The 22,274-nt window shown below is 65.2% G+C and carries 29 protein-coding genes and 1 pseudogene; 19 read left to right on the forward strand and 11 right to left on the reverse strand.

All coding sequences use genetic code 11. The features are described 5' to 3' along the window. Window positions 1–2 precede the first annotated feature (2 nt). The 8 genes from ACU0AG_RS06745 to pspF form a co-directional block, all read right to left on the reverse strand. Window positions 3–560: a DUF1697 domain-containing protein gene (locus tag ACU0AG_RS06745; protein WP_482781493.1), complete on the reverse strand. Its 558-nt coding sequence runs from the start codon at window positions 558–560 to the stop codon at window positions 3–5. Further along, entirely contained in the window at window positions 560–1,006 is a 447-nt protein-coding gene (locus ACU0AG_RS06750) for a PaaI family thioesterase (protein ID WP_482781494.1), read from the reverse strand. The genes ACU0AG_RS06745 and ACU0AG_RS06750 overlap by 1 nt, the downstream gene beginning before the upstream one ends. Continuing rightward, on the reverse strand, window positions 1,003–3,567 hold the full coding sequence (infB, locus tag ACU0AG_RS06755) for a translation initiation factor IF-2 (protein WP_482781495.1): 2,565 nt from the start codon (window positions 3,565–3,567) through the stop codon (window positions 1,003–1,005). The genes ACU0AG_RS06750 and infB overlap by 4 nt, the downstream gene beginning before the upstream one ends. Before the next feature lie 9 nt (window positions 3,568–3,576). Further along, complete coding sequence (locus ACU0AG_RS06760; protein ID WP_482781496.1) at window positions 3,577–4,356, reverse strand: DUF448 domain-containing protein; 780 nt, start codon at window positions 4,354–4,356, stop codon at window positions 3,577–3,579. Continuing rightward, window positions 4,337–5,965, reverse strand: coding sequence for a transcription termination factor NusA (nusA, locus tag ACU0AG_RS06765; RefSeq protein WP_482781497.1), 1,629 nt, complete (start codon window positions 5,963–5,965; stop codon window positions 4,337–4,339). Before nusA ends, ACU0AG_RS06760 begins: the two co-directional genes overlap by 20 nt. Then, the gene (gene rimP / locus ACU0AG_RS06770) at window positions 5,965–6,546 is read right to left on the reverse strand and encodes a ribosome maturation protein RimP (protein WP_482781498.1); all 582 of its coding nucleotides are present in this window, start codon (window positions 6,544–6,546) and stop codon (window positions 5,965–5,967) included. The genes nusA and rimP overlap by 1 nt, the downstream gene beginning before the upstream one ends. Before the next feature lie 151 nt (window positions 6,547–6,697). Beyond that, window positions 6,698–7,105 carry a hypothetical protein gene (locus tag ACU0AG_RS06775; RefSeq protein WP_482781499.1) on the reverse strand — a complete coding sequence of 136 codons (408 nt, stop codon included), beginning with the start codon at window positions 7,103–7,105 and terminating at the stop codon, window positions 6,698–6,700. A 310-nt stretch (window positions 7,106–7,415) separates the two neighbouring features. Next, on the reverse strand, window positions 7,416–8,453 hold the full coding sequence (gene pspF / locus ACU0AG_RS06780) for a phage shock protein operon transcriptional activator (protein ID WP_482781500.1): 1,038 nt from the start codon (window positions 8,451–8,453) through the stop codon (window positions 7,416–7,418). A 159-nt stretch (window positions 8,454–8,612) separates the two neighbouring features. On the opposite strand from pspF, the gene ACU0AG_RS06785 reads away from it, so the two are divergent. Genes ACU0AG_RS06785 through ACU0AG_RS06830 form a run of 10 tightly spaced genes read left to right on the forward strand, consistent with a single transcriptional unit; the run spans window position 8,613 to window position 12,342 of the window. After that, entirely contained in the window at window positions 8,613–8,798 is a 186-nt protein-coding gene (locus tag ACU0AG_RS06785; protein ID WP_482781501.1) for a hypothetical protein, read from the forward strand. Next, a complete protein-coding gene (pspA, locus tag ACU0AG_RS06790; protein WP_482781502.1) occupies window positions 8,740–9,774 on the forward strand; it encodes a phage shock protein PspA in 1,035 nt (344 codons plus the stop codon). Before ACU0AG_RS06785 ends, pspA begins: the two co-directional genes overlap by 59 nt. Before the next feature lie 3 nt (window positions 9,775–9,777). Continuing rightward, the gene (gene pspB / locus ACU0AG_RS06795; RefSeq protein ID WP_482781503.1) at window positions 9,778–10,083 is read left to right on the forward strand and encodes an envelope stress response membrane protein PspB; all 306 of its coding nucleotides are present in this window, start codon (window positions 9,778–9,780) and stop codon (window positions 10,081–10,083) included. After that, window positions 10,080–10,454: an envelope stress response membrane protein PspC gene (gene pspC / locus ACU0AG_RS06800; RefSeq protein ID WP_482781504.1), complete on the forward strand. Its 375-nt coding sequence runs from the start codon at window positions 10,080–10,082 to the stop codon at window positions 10,452–10,454. Before pspB ends, pspC begins: the two co-directional genes overlap by 4 nt. 34 nt (window positions 10,455–10,488) lie before the next feature. Next, window positions 10,489–10,797 carry a hypothetical protein gene (locus ACU0AG_RS06805; protein ID WP_482781505.1) on the forward strand — a complete coding sequence of 103 codons (309 nt, stop codon included), beginning with the start codon at window positions 10,489–10,491 and terminating at the stop codon, window positions 10,795–10,797. Then, the gene (locus tag ACU0AG_RS06810; RefSeq protein WP_482781506.1) at window positions 10,797–11,153 is read left to right on the forward strand and encodes a hypothetical protein; all 357 of its coding nucleotides are present in this window, start codon (window positions 10,797–10,799) and stop codon (window positions 11,151–11,153) included. The genes ACU0AG_RS06805 and ACU0AG_RS06810 overlap by 1 nt, the downstream gene beginning before the upstream one ends. Further along, on the forward strand, window positions 11,153–11,467 hold the full coding sequence (locus tag ACU0AG_RS06815; protein WP_482781507.1) for a hypothetical protein: 315 nt from the start codon (window positions 11,153–11,155) through the stop codon (window positions 11,465–11,467). The genes ACU0AG_RS06810 and ACU0AG_RS06815 overlap by 1 nt, the downstream gene beginning before the upstream one ends. Next, complete coding sequence (locus ACU0AG_RS06820; protein WP_482781508.1) at window positions 11,464–11,718, forward strand: hypothetical protein; 255 nt, start codon at window positions 11,464–11,466, stop codon at window positions 11,716–11,718. Before ACU0AG_RS06815 ends, ACU0AG_RS06820 begins: the two co-directional genes overlap by 4 nt. After that, entirely contained in the window at window positions 11,715–11,891 is a 177-nt protein-coding gene (locus tag ACU0AG_RS06825) for a hypothetical protein (RefSeq protein WP_482781509.1), read from the forward strand. The genes ACU0AG_RS06820 and ACU0AG_RS06825 overlap by 4 nt, the downstream gene beginning before the upstream one ends. 43 nt (window positions 11,892–11,934) lie before the next feature. Beyond that, window positions 11,935–12,342, forward strand: a complete 408-nt coding sequence (locus ACU0AG_RS06830; protein ID WP_482781510.1) for a SufE family protein — start codon at window positions 11,935–11,937, stop codon at window positions 12,340–12,342. Between the two features lie 223 nt (window positions 12,343–12,565). Here the strand turns inward: ACU0AG_RS06830 and ACU0AG_RS06835 are convergent, their stop codons facing one another. Further along, entirely contained in the window at window positions 12,566–13,102 is a 537-nt protein-coding gene (locus ACU0AG_RS06835) for a sterol desaturase family protein (protein WP_482781511.1), read from the reverse strand. After that, window positions 13,099–13,884 carry a fatty acid desaturase gene (locus tag ACU0AG_RS06840; protein WP_482781512.1) on the reverse strand — a complete coding sequence of 262 codons (786 nt, stop codon included), beginning with the start codon at window positions 13,882–13,884 and terminating at the stop codon, window positions 13,099–13,101. Before ACU0AG_RS06840 ends, ACU0AG_RS06835 begins: the two co-directional genes overlap by 4 nt. Window positions 13,885–14,070: 186 nt before the next feature. Here ACU0AG_RS06840 and ACU0AG_RS06845 point away from each other — a divergent pair, with 186 nt between their 5' ends. Then, window positions 14,071–16,122, forward strand: a complete 2,052-nt coding sequence (locus ACU0AG_RS06845; protein WP_482781513.1) for a GMC family oxidoreductase N-terminal domain-containing protein — start codon at window positions 14,071–14,073, stop codon at window positions 16,120–16,122. Between the two features lie 7 nt (window positions 16,123–16,129). On the opposite strand, the gene ACU0AG_RS06850 is transcribed toward ACU0AG_RS06845, so the two are convergent. Further along, window positions 16,130–16,546, reverse strand: a complete 417-nt coding sequence (locus tag ACU0AG_RS06850) for an acyl-CoA thioesterase (protein WP_482781514.1) — start codon at window positions 16,544–16,546, stop codon at window positions 16,130–16,132. A 130-nt stretch (window positions 16,547–16,676) separates the two neighbouring features. Between ACU0AG_RS06850 and leuC the strand changes: the two genes are divergently transcribed. The 8 genes and pseudogenes from leuC to ACU0AG_RS06890 form a co-directional block, all read left to right on the forward strand. Then, window positions 16,677–18,107, forward strand: coding sequence for a 3-isopropylmalate dehydratase large subunit (gene leuC / locus ACU0AG_RS06855; RefSeq protein ID WP_482781515.1), 1,431 nt, complete (start codon window positions 16,677–16,679; stop codon window positions 18,105–18,107). A gap of 45 nt (window positions 18,108–18,152) precedes the next feature. Beyond that, entirely contained in the window at window positions 18,153–18,329 is a 177-nt protein-coding gene (locus tag ACU0AG_RS06860; protein ID WP_482781516.1) for an LPXTG cell wall anchor domain-containing protein, read from the forward strand. A 9-nt stretch (window positions 18,330–18,338) separates the two neighbouring features. After that, window positions 18,339–18,941 (forward strand): 3-isopropylmalate dehydratase small subunit, encoded by a 603-nt coding sequence (gene leuD, locus ACU0AG_RS06865; RefSeq protein ID WP_482781517.1) that lies wholly within the window; start codon window positions 18,339–18,341, stop codon window positions 18,939–18,941. A gap of 24 nt (window positions 18,942–18,965) precedes the next feature. After that, on the forward strand, window positions 18,966–19,964 hold the full coding sequence (locus ACU0AG_RS06870) for an NADPH:quinone oxidoreductase family protein (protein ID WP_482781518.1): 999 nt from the start codon (window positions 18,966–18,968) through the stop codon (window positions 19,962–19,964). Between the two features lie 102 nt (window positions 19,965–20,066). Then, a complete protein-coding gene (locus ACU0AG_RS06875; protein ID WP_482781519.1) occupies window positions 20,067–20,390 on the forward strand; it encodes a DUF1476 domain-containing protein in 324 nt (107 codons plus the stop codon). Between the two features lie 3 nt (window positions 20,391–20,393). Beyond that, window positions 20,394–20,627: a BolA/IbaG family iron-sulfur metabolism protein gene (locus ACU0AG_RS06880; protein ID WP_482781520.1), complete on the forward strand. Its 234-nt coding sequence runs from the start codon at window positions 20,394–20,396 to the stop codon at window positions 20,625–20,627. 41 nt (window positions 20,628–20,668) lie between these two features. After that, window positions 20,669–20,995 carry a Grx4 family monothiol glutaredoxin gene (gene grxD, locus ACU0AG_RS06885; protein ID WP_482781521.1) on the forward strand — a complete coding sequence of 109 codons (327 nt, stop codon included), beginning with the start codon at window positions 20,669–20,671 and terminating at the stop codon, window positions 20,993–20,995. A 458-nt stretch (window positions 20,996–21,453) separates the two neighbouring features. Continuing rightward, window positions 21,454–22,257: pseudogene (locus ACU0AG_RS06890) on the forward strand (NUDIX hydrolase); the annotation flags it as partial. Window positions 22,258–22,274 lie beyond the last annotated feature (17 nt).

Raw genomic sequence — 22,274 nt, forward strand, 5'->3', positions numbered from 1 at the left:
CGTCAGATCATCTTCGACAGGAGGTTCTTGAGCGAGTTCATGTTGCGCGCCGTGCCCTTACAGCGGAGCCTGCGCTCCAGTGTCTTGTTCGACAGGTCCGACACGCCCACCCCGTGCACATAATCGAGAAACAGCACGCGGTCACCCATCGCCAACCGCTCGCCCCCTCTGGCGCGGTGATCCGCCAGAAGCTGATCGAAATCTGCGCGGTCGGGTTGCTGGCTCAGGAAGATCGAATGGACCATCTTGTCTGAACCGTGCTGCGGACCGGTGCCGTGGAACGGGTTTTCGTCAATCGCGGCGCGCACCTGATCGCGGGTGCGGACCATGGCGCAGGATGCGAACCCGTAGCGCGCGGCAATCACGCTTTCGAGCGCGACTTCGATGCTGGCCGGATCGCGGTTGTCGCTCAGAATGACATTGCCGCTGGCTGCCACCGTCACAACATCGCGAAACCCGGCCTCCTCCAGCGCAAGCCTGAGATCGGCCATGGCGATCCGGTTGCCGCCCACATTGATGCTGCCCAGCAGCGCCAGATAGCGCCGGTCGCCCTCGGGCATTATCGCTCCAGCCCTGTGACTTCCGGCGTCGGGCGCGGCGTGGGGATCGCGGTCGAGGTGGAACGGGCGTAGATCGTGCCATCCTCCCCGCGCAGCTCGCCTTCGAGGAACACCACCCGCTGCCCCGCCTTCACCACCCGGCCGGTGCCGATGATGGTCGCACCTGCGGGGATCAGGCGGATCAGGCTCATGGCAATGTCGAGGTTCAGCGGCGCCATGACGCCGCCAGTGGCCGCGACATAGGCATAGCCCATCACGTCATCGAGATAGCCTGCCACCAACCCGCCCTGCACGCCCCCGCGCCAGGTCGTCATTTCGCGCTTGACGGTGAAGCGCATTGTCGCGGTCTGCGTTTCCGCATCCCAGTTCACGAATTGCGAGCCGAGCAGCGCCGTATGCGGCGACTGCCCGGCATCGTCGGGGTAATAAGCGTCGTTCAGGCTCACAGCGTCCGCTCACGCTCCTCGACCGAGAAGACTTCGAGCATGTCGCCCGCCTTGATGTCGTTGGTGTCTTCCAGCACCACACCGCATTCGAGACCGGCGCGGACTTCGTCCACGTCGTCCTTGAAGCGCCGCAGCGAGGCGATCTTGGTCGCCGAGACGATGACATCCTGACGGGTGAGACGCGCGAACAGACCCTTGCGGATCGCGCCTTCCAGAACCAGCAGACCAGCCGCCTTGTCCTTCTTGCCCGCCGGGAACACCTGCTTGACCTCGGCACGGCCGACCACGGTTTCGATCCGCTCCGGCCCGAGCTCGCCCGCCATTTCCTTGGCGACCGCATCGGTCAGGTGGTAGATGACATCGTAATACATCATTCGCACCCCGTCGCGCTTCACCAGATCGCGTGCCTTGGCATTGGGACGCACGTTGAAGCCGATGATCGGCGCCTTCGAGGCTGCTGCGAGCAGCACGTCGCTTTCGGTAATCGCACCCACGCCTGCATTCAGCACGCGAACCTTGATCTCGTCGTTCGAGAGGTTGTGGAGCGCATTGACGATCGCCTCGACCGAGCCCTGCACGTCCGCCTTTACCACCACCGGATATTCGATGACGTTGGAGGCAAGGTTGTTGAACATCGTGTCGAAATTGGTCGGGGCCAGCGCGGTACGCTTTTCCGTCGCGATTTCCTGACGATACTTGGCAACCTCGCGAGCGCGCTGTTCGTTTTCGACCACGGTGAGGTTGTCACCGGCAGACGGAACACCGCCAAGGCCGAGCACTTCGACCGGCATCGAGGGGCCGGCTTCCTTGAGCTGCTGGCCCTTGTCGTCGACGATCGCACGCACGCGGCCAGACTGGGTGCCGACGACGAAGTTGTCGCCGCGCTTCAGCGTCCCGCGGGTCACCAGCACAGTCGCCACCGGCCCGCGGCCCTTGTCCAGCTGGGCTTCGATCACGGTCGCCTCGGCATCACGATCGGGGCGAGCCTTCAGTTCGAGCAGTTCGGCCTGAAGGTTGATAGCCTCGATCAGCTTGTCGAGACCGGCGCCGGTCTTGGCCGAAACCTCGACATCCTGCACATCGCCCGACATCGCCTCGACCACGATTTCATGTTCGAGCAGACGTTCGCGGATCTTCTGCGGGTTGAACTCGGGCTTGTCCGACTTGGTGATCGCCACGATCATCGGCACGCCCGCCGCCTTGGTGTGGTTGATCGCCTCGATGGTCTGCGGCATCAGCCCGTCGTCGCCCGCAACCACCAGAATGACGATGTCGGTGACATTCGCCCCGCGCATCCGCATTTCGGTGAAGGCGGCGTGGCCCGGCGTGTCGAGGAAGGTGATCTTCGACTTGTCCTTGGTGGTGATCTGGTAGGCGCCGATATGCTGGGTGATGCCGCCGGCTTCACCCTTCACAACGTCGGTGCCGCGCAGAGCATCCAGAAGACTGGTCTTGCCGTGATCGACGTGGCCCATGATCGTCACCACCGGCGGGCGCGGCTTCTGCGTTTCGATGGGATCTTCATCGGCGCTGGTGTCGATGTCGACATCGCTCGCGGAAACGCGGGTGATGTTGTGGCCGAACTCCTCGACCAGCAGCTCCGCTGTGTCCTGATCGATGGTCTGGTTGACCGTGACCATCATGCCCATGTTGAACAGCGCCTTCACCAGGTCCGCGCCCTTTTCGGCCATGCGGTTGGCGAGTTCGCTGACAGTGATCGCCTCGGGCACGACCACGTCGCGCACCTGCTTTTCACGCGGCTTGCTGGGCCCGCCCTGACCGCGACGCTCCTTTTCGCGGGCGCGCTTCAGCGCGGCGAGGCTGCGCGCACGGCGGCCTTCGTCCTCGTTGAGGGCGCGGGTGACGGTCAGCTTGCCCGAACGGCGGTTGTCCTTGCCTTCGTCGGCAGGCGCAGCGCGCTTTTCGTCCTTCTTCTTGCCCTTGACCTCGGGCGCAGGGCGCTTGGGTTCGGGACGCTCCACAGGTGTGAAGCGGCGTGCCGCAGGAACAGCATCTGCCTTGGCTGAAGGCGCAGCCGGAGCAGCATCATCAGCAGACACGGCTGCCTGCGGTTCGGCAGCGGGCGCTTCATCCGCGGGGGCCGGAGCACTCGCGGCTTCGGCCCGCTGCTTCACGGCCTCTTCCTCGGCGCGGCGATTTTCCTCGGCCCGGCGACGCTCTTCTTCCTCGCGCTCGCGGGCTTCGGCTTCCTCGCGCTTGCGGGCTTCCTCGGCGAGCCGCAGGCGTTCTTCCTCCGCTTCCAGCTGGAGGCGCTTCACGCGCTCCTGCGGGGTCTCACCGGCCGGGGCGGGACGCACGGGGCGCGGTGCGGGAGCGGGCGGCGGGGGCGGCGGGGGCGCTGCCACCACCGGTTCGGGAGCGGGAGCCGGGGCGGATGGCGCGGCCTCGCCGGGCTTGCCGAGCACGCGGCGACGCTTCACCTCGACCACCACCTTGTTGGTGCGGCCGTGGCTGAAGGTCTGCTTCACCTCGCCCGCATCAACCGAGCGTTTGAGGCCCAGAGGCTTGCGGGTGCGCTGGTTGTCGTTGTCGTCGCTCATTATCGCTCGTCAGTCCTTCACGTATTCGTCAATCACCGCCGACCGGCCTTGCGGCTGATCGGCGTGGCCGGAAGAGTCCCGGCCCGTTTCATTCGTTTCGCTCGCCCGATCGTTCCCGGCATATTGCACGAGCCGGGAAACCGCCTGAAGCACGCGCTGTGCAGCGCGCATATCGCCGGGATGGCCGGCCACGCCCAGATGGACAACGTTGTCGCGGCCCAATGCCACAGACAGAGCGGTGCGGTCCAGAGGCAAGACCTGCCCGCGCAGGCCCGATCCTTCGGCATCGCTGCCGACGCGCCAGGCCTGATCGAGCTTGCGGCGCCCGTCTTCGCTGCTGTCACTGGCATGGAGCAGCGCGGCAATACGTCCGCTGCGCGCCTGTTCCTCGATCCGCGAGGAGCCAAGGACGATATTGCCCGAACGCAGTTCGAGCCCCAGCCGGTCACCAAGATGGCGCGCGAGCGCCGCCTCGACCTTCTCGGGAAGATCGGCGGGGATGGAGAGAGGCGCACCCTTGAAGGCGCGCATCAGCGCCTTCTTCAGATGGCCCTCGGCAAGCGCTTGTTCAAGCTCGGCCCGCGTCGCACCGATCCACGCGCCGCGCCCGGGGGCCTTGGCCGCAGCATCGGGCAGCACAAGCCCGTCGGGCGAGATCGCCAGACGCACCAGCCCTACCCGCGCCGAGGTTTCCCCGGAGAGGATACAGCGCCGCTCGCTCTCCGCCTTGGCGGAAAGCGACGGCCCGTCGATGTCGGACGTCAGGCGCTCATTGGGTGGAGTCCGCATGGGCGGCCTCCTCGGTCGGCTCATCTTCGAACCAGTGTGCGCGTGCGGCCATGATGATCTCGTTGCCCTGTTCTTCGGACAGACCATACTCGCCCAGCACGCCGCCCTTGTCGGTTTCGCGCTGCGGACGGCGCTGCGGCGGGCCATCGGTGTTGTTCCGGCGACGCGGCGCCTCGCGCTTTTTGGCGATCAGTTCGTCGGTCGCAAGGTCGGCGAGATCGTCGAGGGTCTTGATCCCCGCCTTGCCGAGCGTGACCAGCATCGCCTCGGTGAGGTGCGGGATCTCGGCCAGCGCATCTTCGACGCCGAGGCCACGGCGCACTTCGCGGTGCGCGGCTTCCTGACGCTCGAGCGCTTCGAGCGCACGGCTCTGGAGTTCCTCGGCCAGTTCGTCGTCGAAGCCTTCGATGCTGGCGAGTTCGGCGAGATCGACATAGGCGACTTCCTCGAGCTCGGCGAAGCCTTCGGCGACCAGCAGCTGCGAGAGGGTCTCGTCAACGTCGAGCTCTTCCTCGAACATCTTCGAACGCTCGGCAAATTCCTTGGAGCGCTTCTCCGAAGCCTCTTCCTCGGTCATGATGTCGATCTGGTGGCCGGTAAGCTGGCTCGCCAGACGGACGTTCTGGCCGCGGCGGCCAATCGCGAGGCTGAGCTGATCGTCGGGCACGACCACTTCGATGCGGCCATCATCCTCGTCGAGAACGACGCGGCTGACCGTGGCGGGCTGGAGCGCGTTGACCACGAAGGTCGCGGTGTCTTCCGACCAGGGGATGATGTCGATCTTCTCGCCCTGCAGTTCCTGCACCACCGCCTGCACGCGGCTGCCCTTCATGCCGACGCAGGCACCGACCGGGTCGATCGAGGAATCGCGGCTGATCACGCCGATCTTGGCGCGGCTGCCCGGATCGCGGGCGGCGGCCTTGATCTCGATGATGTTGTCGTAGATTTCGGGCACTTCCTGCGCGAACAGCTTCTTCATGAAGTCGGGGTGCGCGCGGCTGAGGAAAATCTGCGGGCCGCGATTGTTGCGTTCCACCTTGGTGATCAGCGCGCGGACGCGCTCGCCGACGCGGGCAGCTTCGCGGGGGATCTGCTGGTCGCGACGGATCACGCCCTCGGCGCGGCCGAGATTGACGATCACGTGGCCGAATTCGACCGACTTGATCACCCCGGTGATGACTTCGCCCTGACGATCCTTGAATTCCTCATACTGGCGTTCACGCTCGGCATCGCGGACCTTCTGGAAGATCACCTGCTTGGCACTCTGCGCGTCGATGCGGCCGAGATCGACCGGCGGCAGCGGATCGACGATGAAATCGCCGACCTTGGCGCCCGGCTGGAGCTTTTCGGCCTGCTTCAGATCGACCTGCTTGAAGTAGTCCTCGACCTCTTCGACCACCTCGACCACGCGCCACAGCGTCAGATCGCCGGTCAGCGGATCGAGCTTGGCGCGGATGTCGTTTTCCGCGCCATAGCGGTTGCGCGCGGATTTCTGGATCGCTTCTTCCATCGCCTCGATGACGATCGCCTTGTCGATCATCTTTTCCGAGGCGACCGCGTTGGCGATCGCGAGGAGTTCGGCCTTGTTGGCGGAAATGGCGCTGGCCATCAGTCGTCTGCCTTTTCTTCTTGGTCGGAAGTTTCCGGGTCTTCGATAAGTTCGTCCACGCCGCTCACATCGAGCGGGCGGGTGGCGGCAATCAGCGCGTCGGTGAGAACGAGCTTGGCCGTGTGAATTTCCGCGAGCGGCAGGCGGACATCGCCCGCCTTCACTTCTTTGACGAGGATCATACCATCCTCGAGCCCGCCAAGCACGCCCTTGTTGACGCGCTGGCCGGCAAAGCCCTTGTCCATGACGATCCGCACTTCATGGCCCGCCCAGTTGGCGAAATCCTTCTCGCGGGTCAGCGGACGGTCGATGCCAGGCGAGCTCACTTCGAGGTGGTAGGCACCTTCGATCAGCACTTCGCCCGCTTCCTCGGCGGCATCGATCACGTCGGACACGCGGCGCGACAGCGCGGCGCACTGTTCGATCACCAGCTGCCCGGTAGCCGGATCCTCGGCCATGATCTGCAACGCCATGCCACCGTCACCAGCCTCGGAAGGCAGAAACGCCACGCGCACCAGCTCAAACCCGAGCGCGGTCGCCTCGGGTTCGATCAGTTGCGTCAGACGGGCAATATCGGCCACTGGTGCTCCATCGGAATCGGCATAGCGCAAACGCGGTTTCGGGCCGGCCCCCGGAGGCGCCAGCATCCAAACCTTGTCTCGACAATGCCGGGATTGGGCTGCCACCTAGTCGCTGGGACGGCATTTGGCAAGAGCCAAGGCAGCAAGCGCGTCAGATCGGGCGCTCGTCCTCAGAGTCGCCGGTGACCCATTTGCGCGCAGTCTCGATCAGCGCGCGCCGCTCGCGCTCCTCGAAATTCTCGTGATAGCGGCGAATCTCCAGCACGATGTCGTCCGTCAGCGGTTCATCGAATTCGAGCGCGTTGAGGCCGAATTCGCTGCGGGTGACGATGGCGAAATGATTGATCACTCCGCAGCGCAGGATCACCCCCTCGTTCTTGCGCACGGAATCGAGAATCGCAACCTGCGCTCCGGTGCGGGAAAGGTTCATCAGGATGCAGGAATGGGCCTTTTCGACCGCAATCAGCTGGCCCGGCAGGCTGATGCGCAGGCGCGGGGCCGCGCGCCGTCCGACCGGAATCACCGGGTTTTCATGTCCATCGGGCTTCGGGTCCACCATCCCGCCGTCACTCTGCAAGCTGCCACGCGTCCCCCCGGAAGGGTTCACGTCACATGGCGAATCAATGTCCGCCGCCGATGCGACCGATGGAGATATAGGGGTATTCAGGCTGTCCGGCAAAGGCTGACCCGCCTCCGCGCAATCCTCCGCGTCGAAGCCCGACCCCGAATGAACGAAAGGGCGCTCCATCGTCAGCGCCTCGCAAACGTCAGTCTTGGGAACGGGCGAAACGCGGACATGATTCCCTGCTATCGGATGGACGGGGTACCGGCCTAGCAGCCAAAGCCTTTCCAACCCGTTAGGAACGTTCTCAGTCCTGGCCCTCCATCAGCCCGTGCTTGCGGATGCAGTGGCGCAGCTGGTCATAGGTGAGGCCGAGCGCCTTTGCGGTCTGGCGCTGGTTCCAGCGATGCCGTCCGAGCGCGTTCTGGAGGATCGCCCGTTCATGAGCATCAACCGCGGCGCGCAAATCATCGACCGCATCGAGATTGGGCGTCGCTTCGGACGCCGCAGCCGGAGGCGCGGACGCTGCCACACCGGGTCCGCTGCGCCGGTGTTCGGGCGGACGCGGGCGCCACGGGCTGTCAAACGGATCGAACTGCACGTGGGCGATCGGCCGTTCGAAATCGGCCCAGCGATAGACCGCCCGTTCGACCACATTGCGCAGCTCGCGGACATTGCCGGGCCAGGGGTGATCTTCCAGCGCGTCCATCACGTGCGGCGCAAAGCCGGGCCAGCGATCCCAATCGAGCTCGGCCGCCATACGCCGCCCGAAATATTCCGCGAGCACCCCGATATCGCCTTCGCGCACCCGCAGCGGTGGCAGGGTGATGACCTCAAAACTCAACCGGTCGAGCAGGTCGGCGCGGAATTCCCCGCTGGCGGCGAGAGCCGGGAGGTCGTCATTGGTCGCCGCGACGATCCGCACATCGACCCTGATCGGTCGCGAGGCACCGATGCGGGTGACCTCGCCATATTCGACCGCACGCAGCAGCCGCTCCTGCGCGCCCATGCTCAGCGTACCGAGTTCATCAAGGAACAGCGTGCCGCGATCGGCCTCTTCAAAGCGCCCCGCCCTCGCCTTGGTCGCTCCGGTGAAGGCGCCCGCTTCGTGGCCGAACAGCTCGGCCTCGATCAGGGTTTCGGGCAAGGCCGCGCAGTTCATGGTGACCAGCGGTTCGTCCCAGCGGCTTGACAGGCGGTGAAGACGCTCGGCGATCAGTTCCTTGCCGGTGCCGCGTTCGCCGATCACCAGCACCGGCCGGTTCATCGATGCCGCGCGGCTGGCACGCTCGACCGCGTCCAGAAAGGCCCCCGATTGACCGATGAACTGGCTTTCGAGCTTCATGTCCAAACTTATAGTGAAAATCCCCAATGCTTGGCAATAGAGACCAATGGCCTGGGGGTGCCACGGCCAGAAAATGGCGGATTTCGGCCATTCCCGCAGTTTGGCACGCGGGTTGCAAATTATCCGGCAAGACCACGGATACCACTTGGGAGGCCCACAATGATCGACCGCAAACCCGCCGCCAGCGCCTTCTGGAGCTCGAAGCTCGGGCAGGCCGCGATGGCCAGCATCGCCGCGATGATGATGGTGATCGCGCTGTCCTCGCAGATCCAGCCCGGCGCGGCCCATGCCTCGCCGCTGTCGCACCCTGCACCCGATGCAGGTGCGCTGGTCGGTATCGCCTGACATGGGCGATCCGTTTGATCCCCTCGGGCCGGAGCGCAATGTCCCCCCCGCAGATGCCGCAGGTGACGCCCGCTCCAATGGCGTGCACCCCGGCAGCGACGCTCCGGCCCAACCTTCGCGCCTGATCTCGGCGGGCCGCCTTTCGCGGCTCGACGAGGAAATCGAGGCCTTGCGTCGCAACCCCTCGGCAACGCAGAAGGCGGGCAGCGAACCGCTGACCGCAAGGGACTGGGCCGATCCCGACAAGGTCAGCGCCAAGGTCAATTCGTTTCTCGATGGAGTAGCCTTCATGGGCATTTTCAGCCGCACCCGCGACATCATTGCCGCCAATTTCAACGATATGCTCGACAAGGCGGATGATCCGACCAAGATGATCCGCATGATCATCCTCGAAATGGAGGAAACTCTGGTCGAAGTCCGCGCCAGCGCGGCGCGCACCATTGCCGATCAGAAGGAAATGCACCGCCACTGCGTGAAGCTTGACCGGCTCCAGGCCGACTGGGCCGAGAAAGCCCAGCTTGCGCTCAGCAAGGATCGCGAGGATCTCGCCCGTGCCGCGCTGGTCGAGAAGAAGAAGGCGGGCGACATGGCCGATCAGCTGAAGAGCGAAATCGCCGTGCTCGACGATGCCCTGCGCGCTTACGAGGACGACATCGCCAAGCTGCAGCACCGCCTGCGCGAGGCCCGCAGCCGCCAGACTGCGATCGCCGCGCGCCTCGAAAGCGCGGAAAACCGCGTCAAGCTGCGCACCCTGATGAGCACCGAGCGCACCGACGAGGCACTCGCCCGCTTCGACCAGCTGGAACGCCGGGTCGATTACGCCGAAGGCCGCGCTGACGCTTTGCAGATCGCCGAAGGCAAAACCCCGTCGCTCGCCGATGAAATCGCGGCGCTCGCCGGATCGGACGCGATCGATGACGAACTGGCAGCCATGAAGAAAGCGCTCGGCAAATCCGGCGACGGGAAGGGAGAATAAGCCATGGACGGAGGAGAAGTCATTGCCGCACTCGCGCTGTTCATCGGCGCGCCCTGGGTGATCCTGCACTACATCACGAAGTGGAAGACCGCCCCCACCATCACTTCGGATGACGAGGTGCTGCTGGAGGAGCTCTACAACCTCGCCCGCCGGCTTGATGAACGGATGGACACGGTCGAACGGCTGGTCGCTTCGGACGACCCCGAATTCACCCCCGCCCGCCGCCTGATCGCCGATCAGGAAAAGGACAACCAGCAGCTGCGCGAACTGGAAGCGCTGATTGCCGAGAAGAAAGGAACCCGCGCATGAACAGCCCGCGCACCACGCTTTACCGCGACAAGCACAATGCCAAGATCATGGGCGTGTGTTCCGGGATCGCCGATTACACCGGGGTCAATGTCCTGTGGGTCCGGCTCGCCACGGTTGTTCTCGCCCTCGGACTGGGCTGGCCGATCTTCGCCTATTTCGTCGCCGGTTTCTTCCTCAACAAGAAGCCGCCGCATCTCTACCGCGACGCCAGCGAGCAGAAATACTGGCAGGGCGTGCGGCAGAGCCCGAAGCGGACCGCCCGCGAGATCCGCGCCGCCTTCCGCGATGTCGACCGCCGGCTCGCCGCGGTGGAGCACCACTACGTCAGCAGCAACCCGCGCCTGACCGCCGAAATCGAGCGGCTGCGCTAAGACCCGCAATCACGTTCAAAGGGGGACGCATATCATGGAAGGCTACATGGCCCTGATGATCCCGATCATCGCACTGATGATCCCGATCGTCGCAATCTGGACCCGGCACCAGCAGAAGATCGCCGAAATGCAGGTGGGGGCAACCGCCGAACACACCGCGGAAAAGGCGGCGCAATACGCCAGCCACATCCAGCGGCTGGAAGACCGGGTGCAGGTGCTCGAACGCATCGTCACCGACCGCGGTTACGACATCGCCACCCAGATCGAGGCGCTGCGCGACCAGCGCCGGGTGGATGAACAGGACGCGGGCGTGCCGCTCGGCCTTGGCAAGGAGCGCGTGTGATGAGCCCGGCTGACTTTCTTCCCTATCTCGGCTGGATCATCGGCGGCGGCTTTGTGCTGGGCGCGATGGGCATCCTGGTCTCGTTCCAGACCACCCGCATGAAGATCAAGAACGGCTATCCGCTCGAAGGCATGTGGGGCCAGTCGCTGAAGCCGGGTTCCGACGCGGCGAACGCCCAGCGCGTGACCCTGCTGACCCAGGAAAACGCCGAACTGCGCGCCGAACTCGGCAGCCTCAAGGACCGCATGGCCAATGTCGAGCGGATCGTCACCGACGGCGGCTACCACCTCGGCGCCGAGATCGACGCGCTGCGTGACCGGGCTTTGTCGAACCTCAAGGACAAGGGCGAGGCGTGATGAGCAGCTGGGCTATCGTCGTGATGGTGGCAATCATCGTGTGGGGCGTGGTGGATTACGCCAAGGCCCGCGCCGGGATCGTCACCGACGAATACGGCAACGAGAAGATCACCCCGCGTGACGATGGCCGGGCCGCCGCCGAACTCGAAGCGGCGCGGCGCGAGCTGGCCGATCTCAAGGACCGGGTGAAGGTGCTCGAACGCATCGTCACCGATAGCAACACCGGCGGCGCACGCGAACAGGCGCGGATCGCCGCCGAGATCGAGGCGCTGCGCGCCCTCCCTGACACCCGCAAGAAGGAGCAGAGCGAATGACCACGTCCCTTCTCGACCCGTCCGTGATCACGGCGACCACCGGCCTCATTGCCATCATCGTCATCGCCGCAGCCCTGCTGCGCGGCTGGCAGGACTGGCTGGCGCTGAAGCGGCAGGAACTTGATCGCGGCGCTCCCCGTATCGCGGCCACGGAGGAAGGCTCCGGCATCGGCACCGCGCGGATCGAACTGGCCGACCTCAAGGAACGCATCCGCAAACTGGAAGCCATCGCCAGCGGGGTGGAACTGTGAGCAGCGCGACCAACTCCGCCGCGCAGGCCGGCATCGGCCTTGGCAGTGCGATTGCCGTGGCGATCAGCTGGAGCCTCAACAAGTCGATCATCTGGGCTATCGTCCACGGCTTTTTCGGCTGGTTCTACGTGATCTGGCACGCCTTCACCCGGCCGGGGGGATTGAGCGGGTAATTCCCCCCTTCCGTTTCCCCGCCAGCCCGCTTACCTGCGCCCCATGCGCACCCTTTCCGACATTCTCGAAGAGTACGAATTCCTCGACGGTGATGACCGTTATGGCCTGCTGATCGAGCTGGGCCGCAGCCTTGAACCCATGCCCGATGCGCTCAAGACCGATGCGACGCTGGTGCGCGGCTGTTCGGCGGCGGTGTGGGTCTATCCGGCCTCGCAGGACGCAGGGCGGCTGCACTTCCTTGCCGACAGCAACGCCGCGATCACCAAGGGGATTGTCGCGCTGGTGATCGCCGCCGTGCAGGACAAGCCCGCCGCCGAAGTCGCAGCCATGGACGTGCTGGGCGCGCTTGCCCCGTTCGACCTGAAAAACCAGCTGTCGAGCAACCGCACGCAAGGCGTGCCGAACATGATCGCATTGGTGCAGGAGCATGCCGCGAGGCTTGCTTCTTGAGTTCCGCAGCCCCTCCGGGCTGCGAAATCCTCGCTCATGCGACCTGAAGGTCGCGTCGCTGCGGGCGCGCGCCAGAACCCTTTGGCGCGCTTGCGGTGCCTGCGGCACCGACGGTCCGGCCATGGCAATGTTTCACGTGAAACATCGCCGCAAAACACCCTGAAACAGGCCTAAAAGGGGTCTAGAGGGGGTCTAGAGCGACCTAGACGGGGTCTAACCAGCCCTACAGATTGCGTCCTACAACCTCGTAATCATCGCCTGCCGCACCCGCAGAATCGCGCACCACGGCAAGCCCGGCTTCCTTCTGCGCCTTCAGTTCGGCCTTCAGCTTGGCCGGATCGCGCGCGAAGACGAAGCCGAAACTGACCCCGCCTTCCTTGCCGATCGTCGCATGGTGCAGCTTGTGCGCCTGCACCAGCCGCTTGGCGTAGCCCTTGCGCGGCACCCACTTCCAGTAGCGCTGGTGCACCAGCCCGTCATGCACCAGCGTGTAGATCACGCCGTAGAGCGAAATCCCCACCGCAAACCACCACAGCCAGTCCCAGTAGAGCGAGCCGTAGATATACATCGCGGCATTGATCGTGCCGAAGACGACCGCGAACAGATCGTTCTTTTCCAGCACGTTGTCGTGCGGTTCGTGGTGATCGCGGTGCCAGCCCCAGCCCCAGCCGTGCATGATGTATTTATGCGCAACCCACGCAAACAGTTCCATCCCGATCAGCGAGGACATCACGGTCAGGATGATTTCGAGCCAGCTCATGCGGGCGCCTTCTCTGTCAGTTCAACCCGGCCCACCCCGGCGCGGCGCGCCGCGGGCAGCGCCCACCACGGCACATCGGGGCGGCGGTGGTGTTCGAGATGATAGCCGAAATGGAAACAGGATGCGAGGCTGGCCAGCGTGCCGAAATCCTCGCTGCGGGTGTTGTGGCGATCCGCGAAAGCGGCTGCATCATGGCCGCTCTCGTGCCGGTGCGGGCGGAAGGTGCCGAAGTAGAACAGCTGCAATGACGATCCCAGCGCGGGCAGGCCGTAAAGCATCACGATCTGCACCATCGGAATGCCGATCACCAGCCAGTAGATACCGACAACGGTGTGCACGAACACCAGCGATCGCCAGCCGAAATAGCGCCGGAAGAAGGTGCCGTACCAGCGCCAGAAATGGCCCGGATTGTGCTCGTCGAAATCGGGATCGCCGGGGCGGCCTGCCAGCTTGTGATGATCGAAATGCGCATCGCGCAGCTGCTTCCACGCAAAGCCCGCATAGAGCGCCAGCAGCACCGCGCCGATGGCGGCGTTCACACGCGGGCGGCCCGGCACCAGGCTGCCGTGCATCGCATCATGGCAGACGATGAAAACGCCCACCGAAAGCCAGCACTGCACCGCCGCCATGGCAAGCGCGAGCGGCCAGTTGTTCCAGGTCAGTTCGAACACGAACATCCCCCAGGCGTGGATACCCAGCCAGCTCCCGGCAATCGCCAGCGCCAGCGCCAGCCCGACAGCACCCTGCGTGCCGCGTTGCGGAGGGGAGAAATGCGCGTTCATCGCAGCAGGGATACGGGGGCGCGGGCCATCGGGATGCGTATAGCCGGGCCGCGCAAAACGGCAATTGCGATTGCAGCGCGCCCCGCCGCGCCCCGCGCAAACCGGCGCATGCCAAATCGACGCATGGTTACAAGCCTTTGTTGCTGTGTCAGGATAGCGCCTGCGTATCAGGGGGATCATCACGCAATGCTGTCCAAGCCGTTCAATCCGTTCATCGCGTCGATCTGGCGCAGGCTGGCCGAGACGATGTTCGTCGAACCCGAACGGATGGTGATCACGCCGCAGCAGGTGGTCGACAATCTCCAGACGATGTTCGGCAATATCGAGGGCAGAAAGCCGTTCGAAACCGGCCTGTCGGTGCTGGCCGCGTGGGTGGTGCTGGGCGGGCCGTTCTGGCATTTCGCGCCGCGCAGCTGGCGGATCGCGCGGATCAACCGCAAGCTCAGGAACAGCCGCGTCGACCTGTTTCAGGACATGGCCCGGATTCGCGGGATCGTTTACGCGGGCTATTACGGCCACTGGCTTGGCTCGCCCGATGATGATCAGGCCGCGCAGGAAGATGCCAACGCCGCAAACCCGGTGTTCGAAGCGATCGGCTTCACCCTCCCCCGCCACCGCGAGCGGGCGGGCACGCCCGACGATCCGGCGATCGAGGAATACACCGGCAATGATCTGCCCGCTTCGGCCTTTGTCGATCCCGAGGCGATTCCCGCGAGCGTCGAGGTGGTGGTGATCGGATCGGGCGCGGGCGGCGCGGTGGCAGCGGCGAACCTTGCCGCGCAAGGCTATGAAGTGCTGGTGATCGAGGCCGGGCCTTACCTCCCCAGCACCGCGATCACCCCGCATGAATTGTGGATGTCATCGAGCCTCTACAAGGACGGCGCGATCCAGACCACGGCGGACCGCGACATCATCGTGTTCCAGGGCCGCACCGTGGGCGGATCGACCGTGATCAACAACGGCATCTGCCTGCGCGTGAAGGGCGCCGAAACCCACCCCCGCGCCAATAATGTGCTGGATACGTGGAGAAGCCTCGGCGCGGCGGTGGCTCCGGAGGCGCTCGATGCGGCCTATTGCAACATCGAGAAGCGGCTGAACATCCACGAGATCGACCGCCGCCTGGGCCGCAACAACGGCACGCGGATGCTCACCGCCTGGCAGGCCTATCGTGCAGGGTCCAGCGATCCGATGGATCTTGAAGCGCCTTCGGGCTGGTTCCGCAAGAACTGGGGGGCGAAGGATGAGGACAACCGCTGCCTCTCCTGCGGCTATTGCAACACCGGCTGCCCCTATGGCCGCAAGCGCGCCATGCCCGAAAGCTTCCTGCACGATGCGGTGCTGGCCCCCGGGCCGCGAGGCCGCAAGGCGCGCATTCTTGCCGATGCGCAGGTGCTGGAGATCGGCTGGGGGCCGCGGGCGGATGATGGCCGGCAGGTCGCGACATCGGTGCAGGTGCTCTTCCCCGACGGACGCGGCAAGCGCATCGGCGTGACGAAGGGCGTGGTGGTGGCCGCAGGCACCATCGCCTCGACCAATATCCTCGTCGCCAGCGGCATCCGCGGCACTGGCAAGGACGTCTCGCTCAACATCGCCTGCCCTGTCCCTGCGCTGATGCCCACACCCGTGATGGCGTGGGATGAAGACCAGATGGCGACCTATATCGACCGCGGCGACTTCCTGATCGAAAGCCATTTCCAGCCGCCCATGAGCATGGCGACGCTGGTGCCCGGCTGGTTCGACGATCACTTCGCCCGGATGCTCAACTACCACCGCCTCGCCTCGGCAGGGGTGCTGTTCCCGGCTGACCGGCGCGGCGAGATCAGCAAGGGCAAGCTGTGCTTCAAGCTGGAGGAGGAAGACCTCGACGTGCTGCGCCGTGCGCTGGGGCTGCTGACCAAGATTCACCTCGCCGGCGGGGCCGAGGAGGTCTATCCTGCGCTGCTGAAGGGCGACACGATCCGCGCAGGCACCAGCCACGAGGCGATCGACCGGCTGATGCGCGACAAGATCAGGGAGCCGGACGATGTTGTGCTGTCATCCAGCCACCCGCACGGCGGCAATGCGATCAACGCCGATCCGGCCAAAGGCGTGGTCGATCTCGACCAGCGGGTGCACGGCACCAGCAACGTGCTGGTGTGCGATGCCAGCGTGATGCCGAGCTGCATCCGCGTCAACGCGCAGCTGACCACCATGGCGATGGCCGACCGCGTGACCAGAGACCGGCGGGTGTTCGGTTAGGGGCGGTCTACTCGCCCTTGGGGAAGAAGAATTCGCGCAGGTGTTCGCCGATCCGCGCCGGGCGCAGGGTTTCGGCATCGATGCAGCACCAGCTCGATTGCACCTCGGCCAGCACCTCCTCGCCGCGCTTGATCAGCGTGGAATAGAACGCGCGCGCGCCGTTGAACCGTTCGAGCACGGTCTGGGCGATCACGTCGTCTTCGAGGAAGGCGGGCTTGCGATAGGTGATCTCGTGCTTCAGCGCGACCCACGCCTTGCTGGCCACATCCTCTGCCGGAGCGATCCCGCGCCAATGCGCCAGCACTGCATCCTGCACCCAGTTCAGGTAACGCGCATTGTTGACATGGCCCATGAAGTCGATGTCGTCGGCCACGACCTTGATCGGATGGAGAAAAGCGGCGGCGGGCGGGAAGATTGCTGACATGGATGTAAGCTAGCGCATAATTGTTACAATTTCCACCTCCGCCTGACGGTCAATCGCCGCAATCTTGCCACGGCTCGGCAAAGATGATTAGGGGGCATCACCCTGACCCCTCGCAACAATGGATCCCGCCATGGCCAGCCGCCCCCGCACGCTCTACGAAAAGATCTGGGACGCGCACGTTGTCGAAACCCGCGACGATGGCACCGCGCTGATCTATATCGACCGCCATCTGGTGCACGAAGTCACCAGCCCGCAGGCGTTCGAGGCGCTGAAGGTGGCGGGCCGCCCCGTGCGCCGGCCCGAACTGACGCTGGCGGTGCCCGATCACAACCTGCCGACCACGGCGCGGGTGGATGCCAGCGGCAAGCCCGTTCCCATCGCTGACCCCGAAAGCGCCGCGCAGCTCGCCGCGCTCGAAGTCAACGCCCCCGCCTTCGGCATCCGTTACATCCCCGCCACCGCGAAAGAGCAGGGGATCGTCCATGTGGTCGGCCCCGAACAGGGGTTCTCGCTGCCCGGCACCACCATCGTCTGCGGCGATTCGCACACCGCCTGCCACGGCGGCCTGGGCGCGCTCGCCTTCGGGATCGGGACGAGCGAGGTCGAGCACGTGCTCGCCACGCAGACCCTGCTGCTCCAGCAATCAAAGCCGATGGAAGTGCGGGTGGAAGGCGATCTCGGCCCCGGCGTTTCTGCGAAAGACCTGATCCTCCACATCATCGGCCGCATCGGCGCGGCGGGCGGATCGGGCTATGTCATCGAATATCGCGGGCGCGTGTTCGAGGCGATGACCGTCGAGGAACGCCTCACCGTCTGCAACATGAGCATCGAGGCAGGCGCGCGCGCCGGGCTGATCGCGCCCGATGATGTCACCTTCGCCTATCTCAAGGGCCGCCCCATGGCCCCCAAGGGCGCGGAGTGGGATGCGGCGGTGGCTTACTGGCGCACGCTGCATTCGGATGAAGGCGCGGTGTTTGCCAAGTCGGTCACCATCAACGCCGCCGATGTCGAACCCAGCGTCACCTGGGGCACCAGCCCCGAAGACGTGGTCCCTATCGGCGGGCGCGTTCCCCACCCCGAGGATTTCGCGGACGAGAGCAAGCGCGTCGCCGCGCAGAAATCGCTCGATTACATGGGGCTGACGCCGGGCACCCCGATGACCGAGGTGCCCATCGAGAACGTCTTCATCGGCAGCTGCACCAACAGCCGCATCGAAGACCTGCGCGCCGCCGCCGCTGTCCTGAAAGGTCGCCGCAAGGCCGACAATGTGCGCTGGGCGATCGTCGTGCCGGGATCGGGTCTGGTCAAGGCGCAGGCCGAGGAAGAGGGCCTCGACAAGGTGTTCACCGAAGCAGGTTTCGAATGGCGCGAGCCGGGCTGTTCGGCGTGCCTCGGCATGAACCCCGACAAGGTGCCGGCAGGCGAACGCTGCGCTTCGACCAGCAACCGCAATTTCGTCGGGCGGCAGGGGCCGGGGGCACGCACGCACCTCGTCTCGCCTGCCATGGCCGCAGCTGCCGCAGTCACCGGTCGGCTCGCCGATGTGCGCGCACTGGTGTGACGCCAACCCCTTGAAACCCGCAGCAGCGAGGCGCATGGAACAGCCATGACCGACAAGCCCAAAAGCAACACCGCCCGCAACGCCGCGATTGCCGCAGCGGGTGCCATCGGATCGGCGGCCATCGCGGCTGCGCTGCTCTATGCGGGCAAGCGCAAGAAGAAGGCCGATGAGCCGGCCAAGCCCGACGCCATTCCCTCGGGCGAACCGCCCCAGACCGATTAAGGACAGCCCATGCAGCCCCTCACCCGCGTCGAAGGCCGCGCCATTCCGCTCGGCCTCAAGAATGTCGATACCGACATCATTATCCCGGCCAAGTGGCTCAAGACCATCAGCCGCGAAGGCCTTGGCGCAGGCGCTTTCGAGGTGCTGCGCGCGGAGCCGGGCAATGTGTTCGATGATCCCGCTTACAAAGGCGCGCCGATCCTGATCGCGGGCGACAATTACGGCTGCGGTTCCAGCCGCGAACACGCCGCATGGGCGATGCTCGATCTCGGCATCCGCGTGGTGATCGCGCCGAGCTTTTCCGACATCCATTCGGGCAATGCGGTCAAGAACGGCATCCTGCCCGTGGTGCTGCCGCAGGACGCGGTCGACCGGCTGCTGGAGGTTGCGCGCGAGGGGCTGGAAATCACCGTCGATCTCGAAGCCCAGACCGTCACCACCCCCTATCAGGATCGCTTCGCCTTCGAGATTGATCCGTTCCGCAAGCACTGCCTGCTGAACGGGCTCGACGAGGTGGGGCTGACGATGGCGCGGGGCGAGGCGATCGGCACCTTCGAGGCCAGCCGCACCGCCGCCCAGCCCTGGCTGATGCGCGGCACGCAAGCTGCCTGACACAATCACTTGGGAGAGGACACAATGAAAGCCATTCGCACCCACCAGACCGGCGGGCCGGAAACCCTGACGCTTGACGAGGTCGAAACCCCCGTCCCCGGCAAGGGCGAAGTGCTCGTCGCGGTCAAGGCCTGCGCGATCAACTATCCCGACGGGTTGATCATCCGCGACCTCTACCAGTTCAAGCCGCAGCGGCCCTTCTCGCCCGGCGGCGAGATTTCGGGCGTGATCGAAGCGGTGGGCGAAGGGGTTGAAGGCTTTGCCGTGGGCGACCGCGTGCTGGCCGGGATCGGCAATGGCGGCCTTGCGGAAAAGGTCGTCGTCCCCGCCGGGCGCATGTTCAAGGTGCCGGACGGCGTTCCGTTCGAAAAGGCGGCGAGCCTGCTGATGACCTATGGCACCACCATCCACGGGCTGAAGGATCGCGGGCATATCAAGGCGGGTGACACCGTGCTGATCCTCGGCGCAGCGGGCGGCGTGGGGCTTTCGGCGATTGAACTGTCCAAGGCCTTCGGGGCGCGTGTGGTCGCTGCCGTTTCGTCCGAAGCCAAGGGCGAGGTCGCCCGCAAGGCCGGGGCGGACGAAGTGGTGATCTACCCCCGCGAGGCGATGGACAAGGATGCGTCCAAGGCGCTCGCCGACGCCTTCAAGAAAGCCTGCGGGCCGGAGGGCGCGAACATTGTCTATGACATCGTCGGCGGCCAGTATTCCGAGCCTGCCCTGCGCGCCATCGCGTGGGAAGGCCGCTTCCTCGTGGTCGGCTTCCCCGCCGGGATCGCCAAGATGCCGCTCAATCTCACCCTCCTGAAATCCTGCGACATCTGCGGCGTGTTCTGGGGCGCCTTTACCGCGCGCGATCCCAAGGGCTTCCACGCGCAGGTGCAAGAGCTGTTCGACCTGATGGCGGCGGGCAAGATCGATCCGCTGGTGAGCGAAACCTTCCCGCTCGAACGGGCGGGCGATGCCATCGCCAAGCTCGAAGCGCGCGAGGCGGTCGGCAAGCTCGTCGTCACGATGGAATAGTCCGGGGGAATAGAGCCTGCCTGCGGGCGGGTTCGCGCTTGAAGGCGCGGCCTGCCCGCTTTATCGCTGATGCCGGATCGTATCCGAAGGGACACTGAACACATGACCGATTTCAAGGACCGCGAACGGGCGGAAGAAGCCCACTTCGCGCTGGAGGAAGAAACCGCCTTCCGCATCGCGGCGCGCCGCAACCGTCTGCTGGGCGAATGGGCCGCCGGCGCGATGAAGCTGACGCCGGAGGAAACCGACGCCTACAAGAAGGCGGTGGTGCAGGCCGATTTCGAGGAATCGGGCGATGAAGACGTGGTGCGCAAGCTGCTCGGCGATCTGACCGCGGCAGGCACCGACATCAGCGAGGCCGACATCCGCGCCAAGCTCGATGAAATGGCGATCGAAGCCCGCCGCCAGCTGATGGGCGAGGCCTGATCCATGCCGATGTCCGCGACCGAGATCGAAGACGCGATCCTCGCCGCCCTGCCCGGCGCGCGCGTGGAGCTGACCGATCTGGCGGGCGACAATGATCACTGGGCCGCCACTGTCACCGCACCGCAGTTTGCCGGCTTAAGCCGCGTGGCGCAGCACAAGCTGGTCTATGCCGCATTCGGCGGGCGCATGGGGGGCGAACTGCACGCCTTGCAAGTCACCACCGTGGTCCCCAAGTAAGCGGCCATAACCACCCATTTGCATCAGGGGCATCAGCCACCATGACCGACGTCAATTCGCGCATTTCCGATCTCGTCACCAGTAATGATGTGGTGCTGTTCATGAAGGGCACCCCGCTGTTCCCGCAGTGCGGCTTTTCCAGCCGCGCCGTGGCGATCCTCGACCATTGCGGCGTCGCCTATGAAAGCGTCGATGTGTTGCAGGACATGGAAATCCGGCAGGGCATCAAGAACTTCTCCGACTGGCCGACCATCCCGCAGCTTTACGTGAAGGGCGAATTCGTCGGCGGCAGCGACATCATGATGGAAATGTTCGAAGCCGGCGAATTGCAGCAGCTGATGAACGAAAGCGGCGTGAAGACTGTTTAATTTTCGCAGCCCCTCCGGACTGCGGTATCCTCGCTCACACGCCCTTCGGGCGCATCGCTGCGGGCGGCCGGTCTGCCTTGCGATCGCTGCGCGACCGTCAACAGCACATCATTGCGGACTTGATCGGTGAAGCCGCATCCCGGCGCCGGCGACTGTCCCCCCATCACCCCAAAACAAAAAACCCTCCGCAGGACCAGTGCGGAGGGTTTTTCATTTACGGGGAGGCGCGACCCGAAAGACCAGGAGAGTCGCGCCTCGCATTGAAGACCATTAGGACCGCTCCATTCTATGCATGGCGCGTGCCAAACTTGAAAAATGCCGGAAATTCAAGGTTTTTCGCATTTCGGCCGGCATCCGGCTGCGGCCACTTGTAAAGCAGCCCGACACATCTCGTCAAAGCGGCAGGATTTGACCTTCGCTCTTGGCAAGCGCGTGCCGCCGCGCCATCCTTTGCCGCAATGACCAGCAACACATCCGGCGATACACTTGGCGATTCTGGCCCCCAGGGCATACCCGCTGCCACCATCATCATTTTCCGCAACGCCCCCGATGGCGGCGCGCCCGAAGTGCTGATGACCGTGCGGTCGCGCAATATGACCTTTGCGGGCGGCATGGCGGTGTTCCCCGGCGGGCGGGTCGATCCCGAAGACTTCGCGCTGGCAGAGACCATCGCCGCCGCCCACGCGATGACCGCCGATGAAGCCGCCCACCAGATCGCCGCCGTGCGCGAGACACTGGAGGAAACCGGCCTGGCGCTCGGCCTTTCAGGCGATATCGACGCCGCCCGCGCTGCTGCGGCCCGCGCCATGCTGGCCGAAACGCAAGCCCTCGCCCCGGTGCTCGATGCCTTCGGCTGGCGGCTCGATCTGGCGCAGATCACGCCCTTTGCGCGGTGGTTCCCCAAGAACGAGGCGATCCCCCGCGTCTATGACACGCGCTTCTACCTCGCCAATCTCGGCACGGGGGCGGTGGATGTGTCGATCGACCAGTCGGAAAACACCCACCTGTTCTGGACCAGCGCGCAAGGCGCGCTCGATGCGGCGGCGCGCGGCGAGATCAAGCTGATCTTCCCCACCCGCCGCAATCTCGAACGCCTCGCCCTGTTCGCCAGCTACGAGGAAGCCCGCGCCCAGGCCGAGGCGATCCCGGTGCGCACGATCATGCCGCAGATTGTCGAGCAGGATGGCAAGCCGTGGCTGACGATCCTCGCCGATGCGGGCTATCCGGTGACGGGGGAACTGCTGGAGAATGTGGCGCGGGGCTGGCCGGATGTCAGCCC

The organism is Erythrobacter sp. RANMB8 (assembly GCF_056848235.1).

Bases quoted from the DNA above. Each gene is read 5' to 3' on its own strand.
- ACU0AG_RS06775 (WP_482781499.1), bottom strand. From the start codon at position 7,105: ATGGTGGACCCGAAGCCCGATGGACATGAAAACCCGGTGATTCCGGTC.
- leuC (WP_482781515.1), top strand. From the start codon at position 16,677: ATGGCCAGCCGCCCCCGCACGCTCTACGAAAAGATCTGGGACGCGCAC.
- pspC (WP_482781504.1), top strand. From the start codon at position 10,080: ATGAACAGCCCGCGCACCACGCTTTACCGCGACAAGCACAATGCCAAG.
- ACU0AG_RS06745 (WP_482781493.1), bottom strand. From the start codon at position 560: ATGCCCGAGGGCGACCGGCGCTATCTGGCGCTGCTGGGCAGCATCAAT.
- ACU0AG_RS06785 (WP_482781501.1), top strand. From the start codon at position 8,613: ATGATCGACCGCAAACCCGCCGCCAGCGCCTTCTGGAGCTCGAAGCTC.
- grxD (WP_482781521.1), top strand. From the start codon at position 20,669: ATGACCGACGTCAATTCGCGCATTTCCGATCTCGTCACCAGTAATGAT.
- ACU0AG_RS06875 (WP_482781519.1), top strand. From the start codon at position 20,067: ATGACCGATTTCAAGGACCGCGAACGGGCGGAAGAAGCCCACTTCGCG.
- ACU0AG_RS06835 (WP_482781511.1), bottom strand. From the start codon at position 13,102: ATGAGCTGGCTCGAAATCATCCTGACCGTGATGTCCTCGCTGATCGGG.
- pspB (WP_482781503.1), top strand. From the start codon at position 9,778: ATGGACGGAGGAGAAGTCATTGCCGCACTCGCGCTGTTCATCGGCGCG.
- ACU0AG_RS06860 (WP_482781516.1), top strand. From the start codon at position 18,153: ATGACCGACAAGCCCAAAAGCAACACCGCCCGCAACGCCGCGATTGCC.
- ACU0AG_RS06845 (WP_482781513.1), top strand. From the start codon at position 14,071: ATGCTGTCCAAGCCGTTCAATCCGTTCATCGCGTCGATCTGGCGCAGG.
- ACU0AG_RS06810 (WP_482781506.1), top strand. From the start codon at position 10,797: ATGAGCCCGGCTGACTTTCTTCCCTATCTCGGCTGGATCATCGGCGGC.
- ACU0AG_RS06815 (WP_482781507.1), top strand. From the start codon at position 11,153: ATGAGCAGCTGGGCTATCGTCGTGATGGTGGCAATCATCGTGTGGGGC.
- ACU0AG_RS06880 (WP_482781520.1), top strand. From the start codon at position 20,394: ATGCCGATGTCCGCGACCGAGATCGAAGACGCGATCCTCGCCGCCCTG.
- ACU0AG_RS06760 (WP_482781496.1), bottom strand. From the start codon at position 4,356: ATGCGGACTCCACCCAATGAGCGCCTGACGTCCGACATCGACGGGCCG.
- ACU0AG_RS06850 (WP_482781514.1), bottom strand. From the start codon at position 16,546: ATGTCAGCAATCTTCCCGCCCGCCGCCGCTTTTCTCCATCCGATCAAG.
- leuD (WP_482781517.1), top strand. From the start codon at position 18,339: ATGCAGCCCCTCACCCGCGTCGAAGGCCGCGCCATTCCGCTCGGCCTC.
- pspF (WP_482781500.1), bottom strand. From the start codon at position 8,453: ATGAAGCTCGAAAGCCAGTTCATCGGTCAATCGGGGGCCTTTCTGGAC.
- ACU0AG_RS06820 (WP_482781508.1), top strand. From the start codon at position 11,464: ATGACCACGTCCCTTCTCGACCCGTCCGTGATCACGGCGACCACCGGC.
- ACU0AG_RS06830 (WP_482781510.1), top strand. From the start codon at position 11,935: ATGCGCACCCTTTCCGACATTCTCGAAGAGTACGAATTCCTCGACGGT.
- ACU0AG_RS06870 (WP_482781518.1), top strand. From the start codon at position 18,966: ATGAAAGCCATTCGCACCCACCAGACCGGCGGGCCGGAAACCCTGACG.
- ACU0AG_RS06840 (WP_482781512.1), bottom strand. From the start codon at position 13,884: ATGAACGCGCATTTCTCCCCTCCGCAACGCGGCACGCAGGGTGCTGTC.
- nusA (WP_482781497.1), bottom strand. From the start codon at position 5,965: ATGGCCAGCGCCATTTCCGCCAACAAGGCCGAACTCCTCGCGATCGCC.
- pspA (WP_482781502.1), top strand. From the start codon at position 8,740: ATGCCTCGCCGCTGTCGCACCCTGCACCCGATGCAGGTGCGCTGGTCG.
- ACU0AG_RS06805 (WP_482781505.1), top strand. From the start codon at position 10,489: ATGGAAGGCTACATGGCCCTGATGATCCCGATCATCGCACTGATGATC.
- infB (WP_482781495.1), bottom strand. From the start codon at position 3,567: ATGAGCGACGACAACGACAACCAGCGCACCCGCAAGCCTCTGGGCCTC.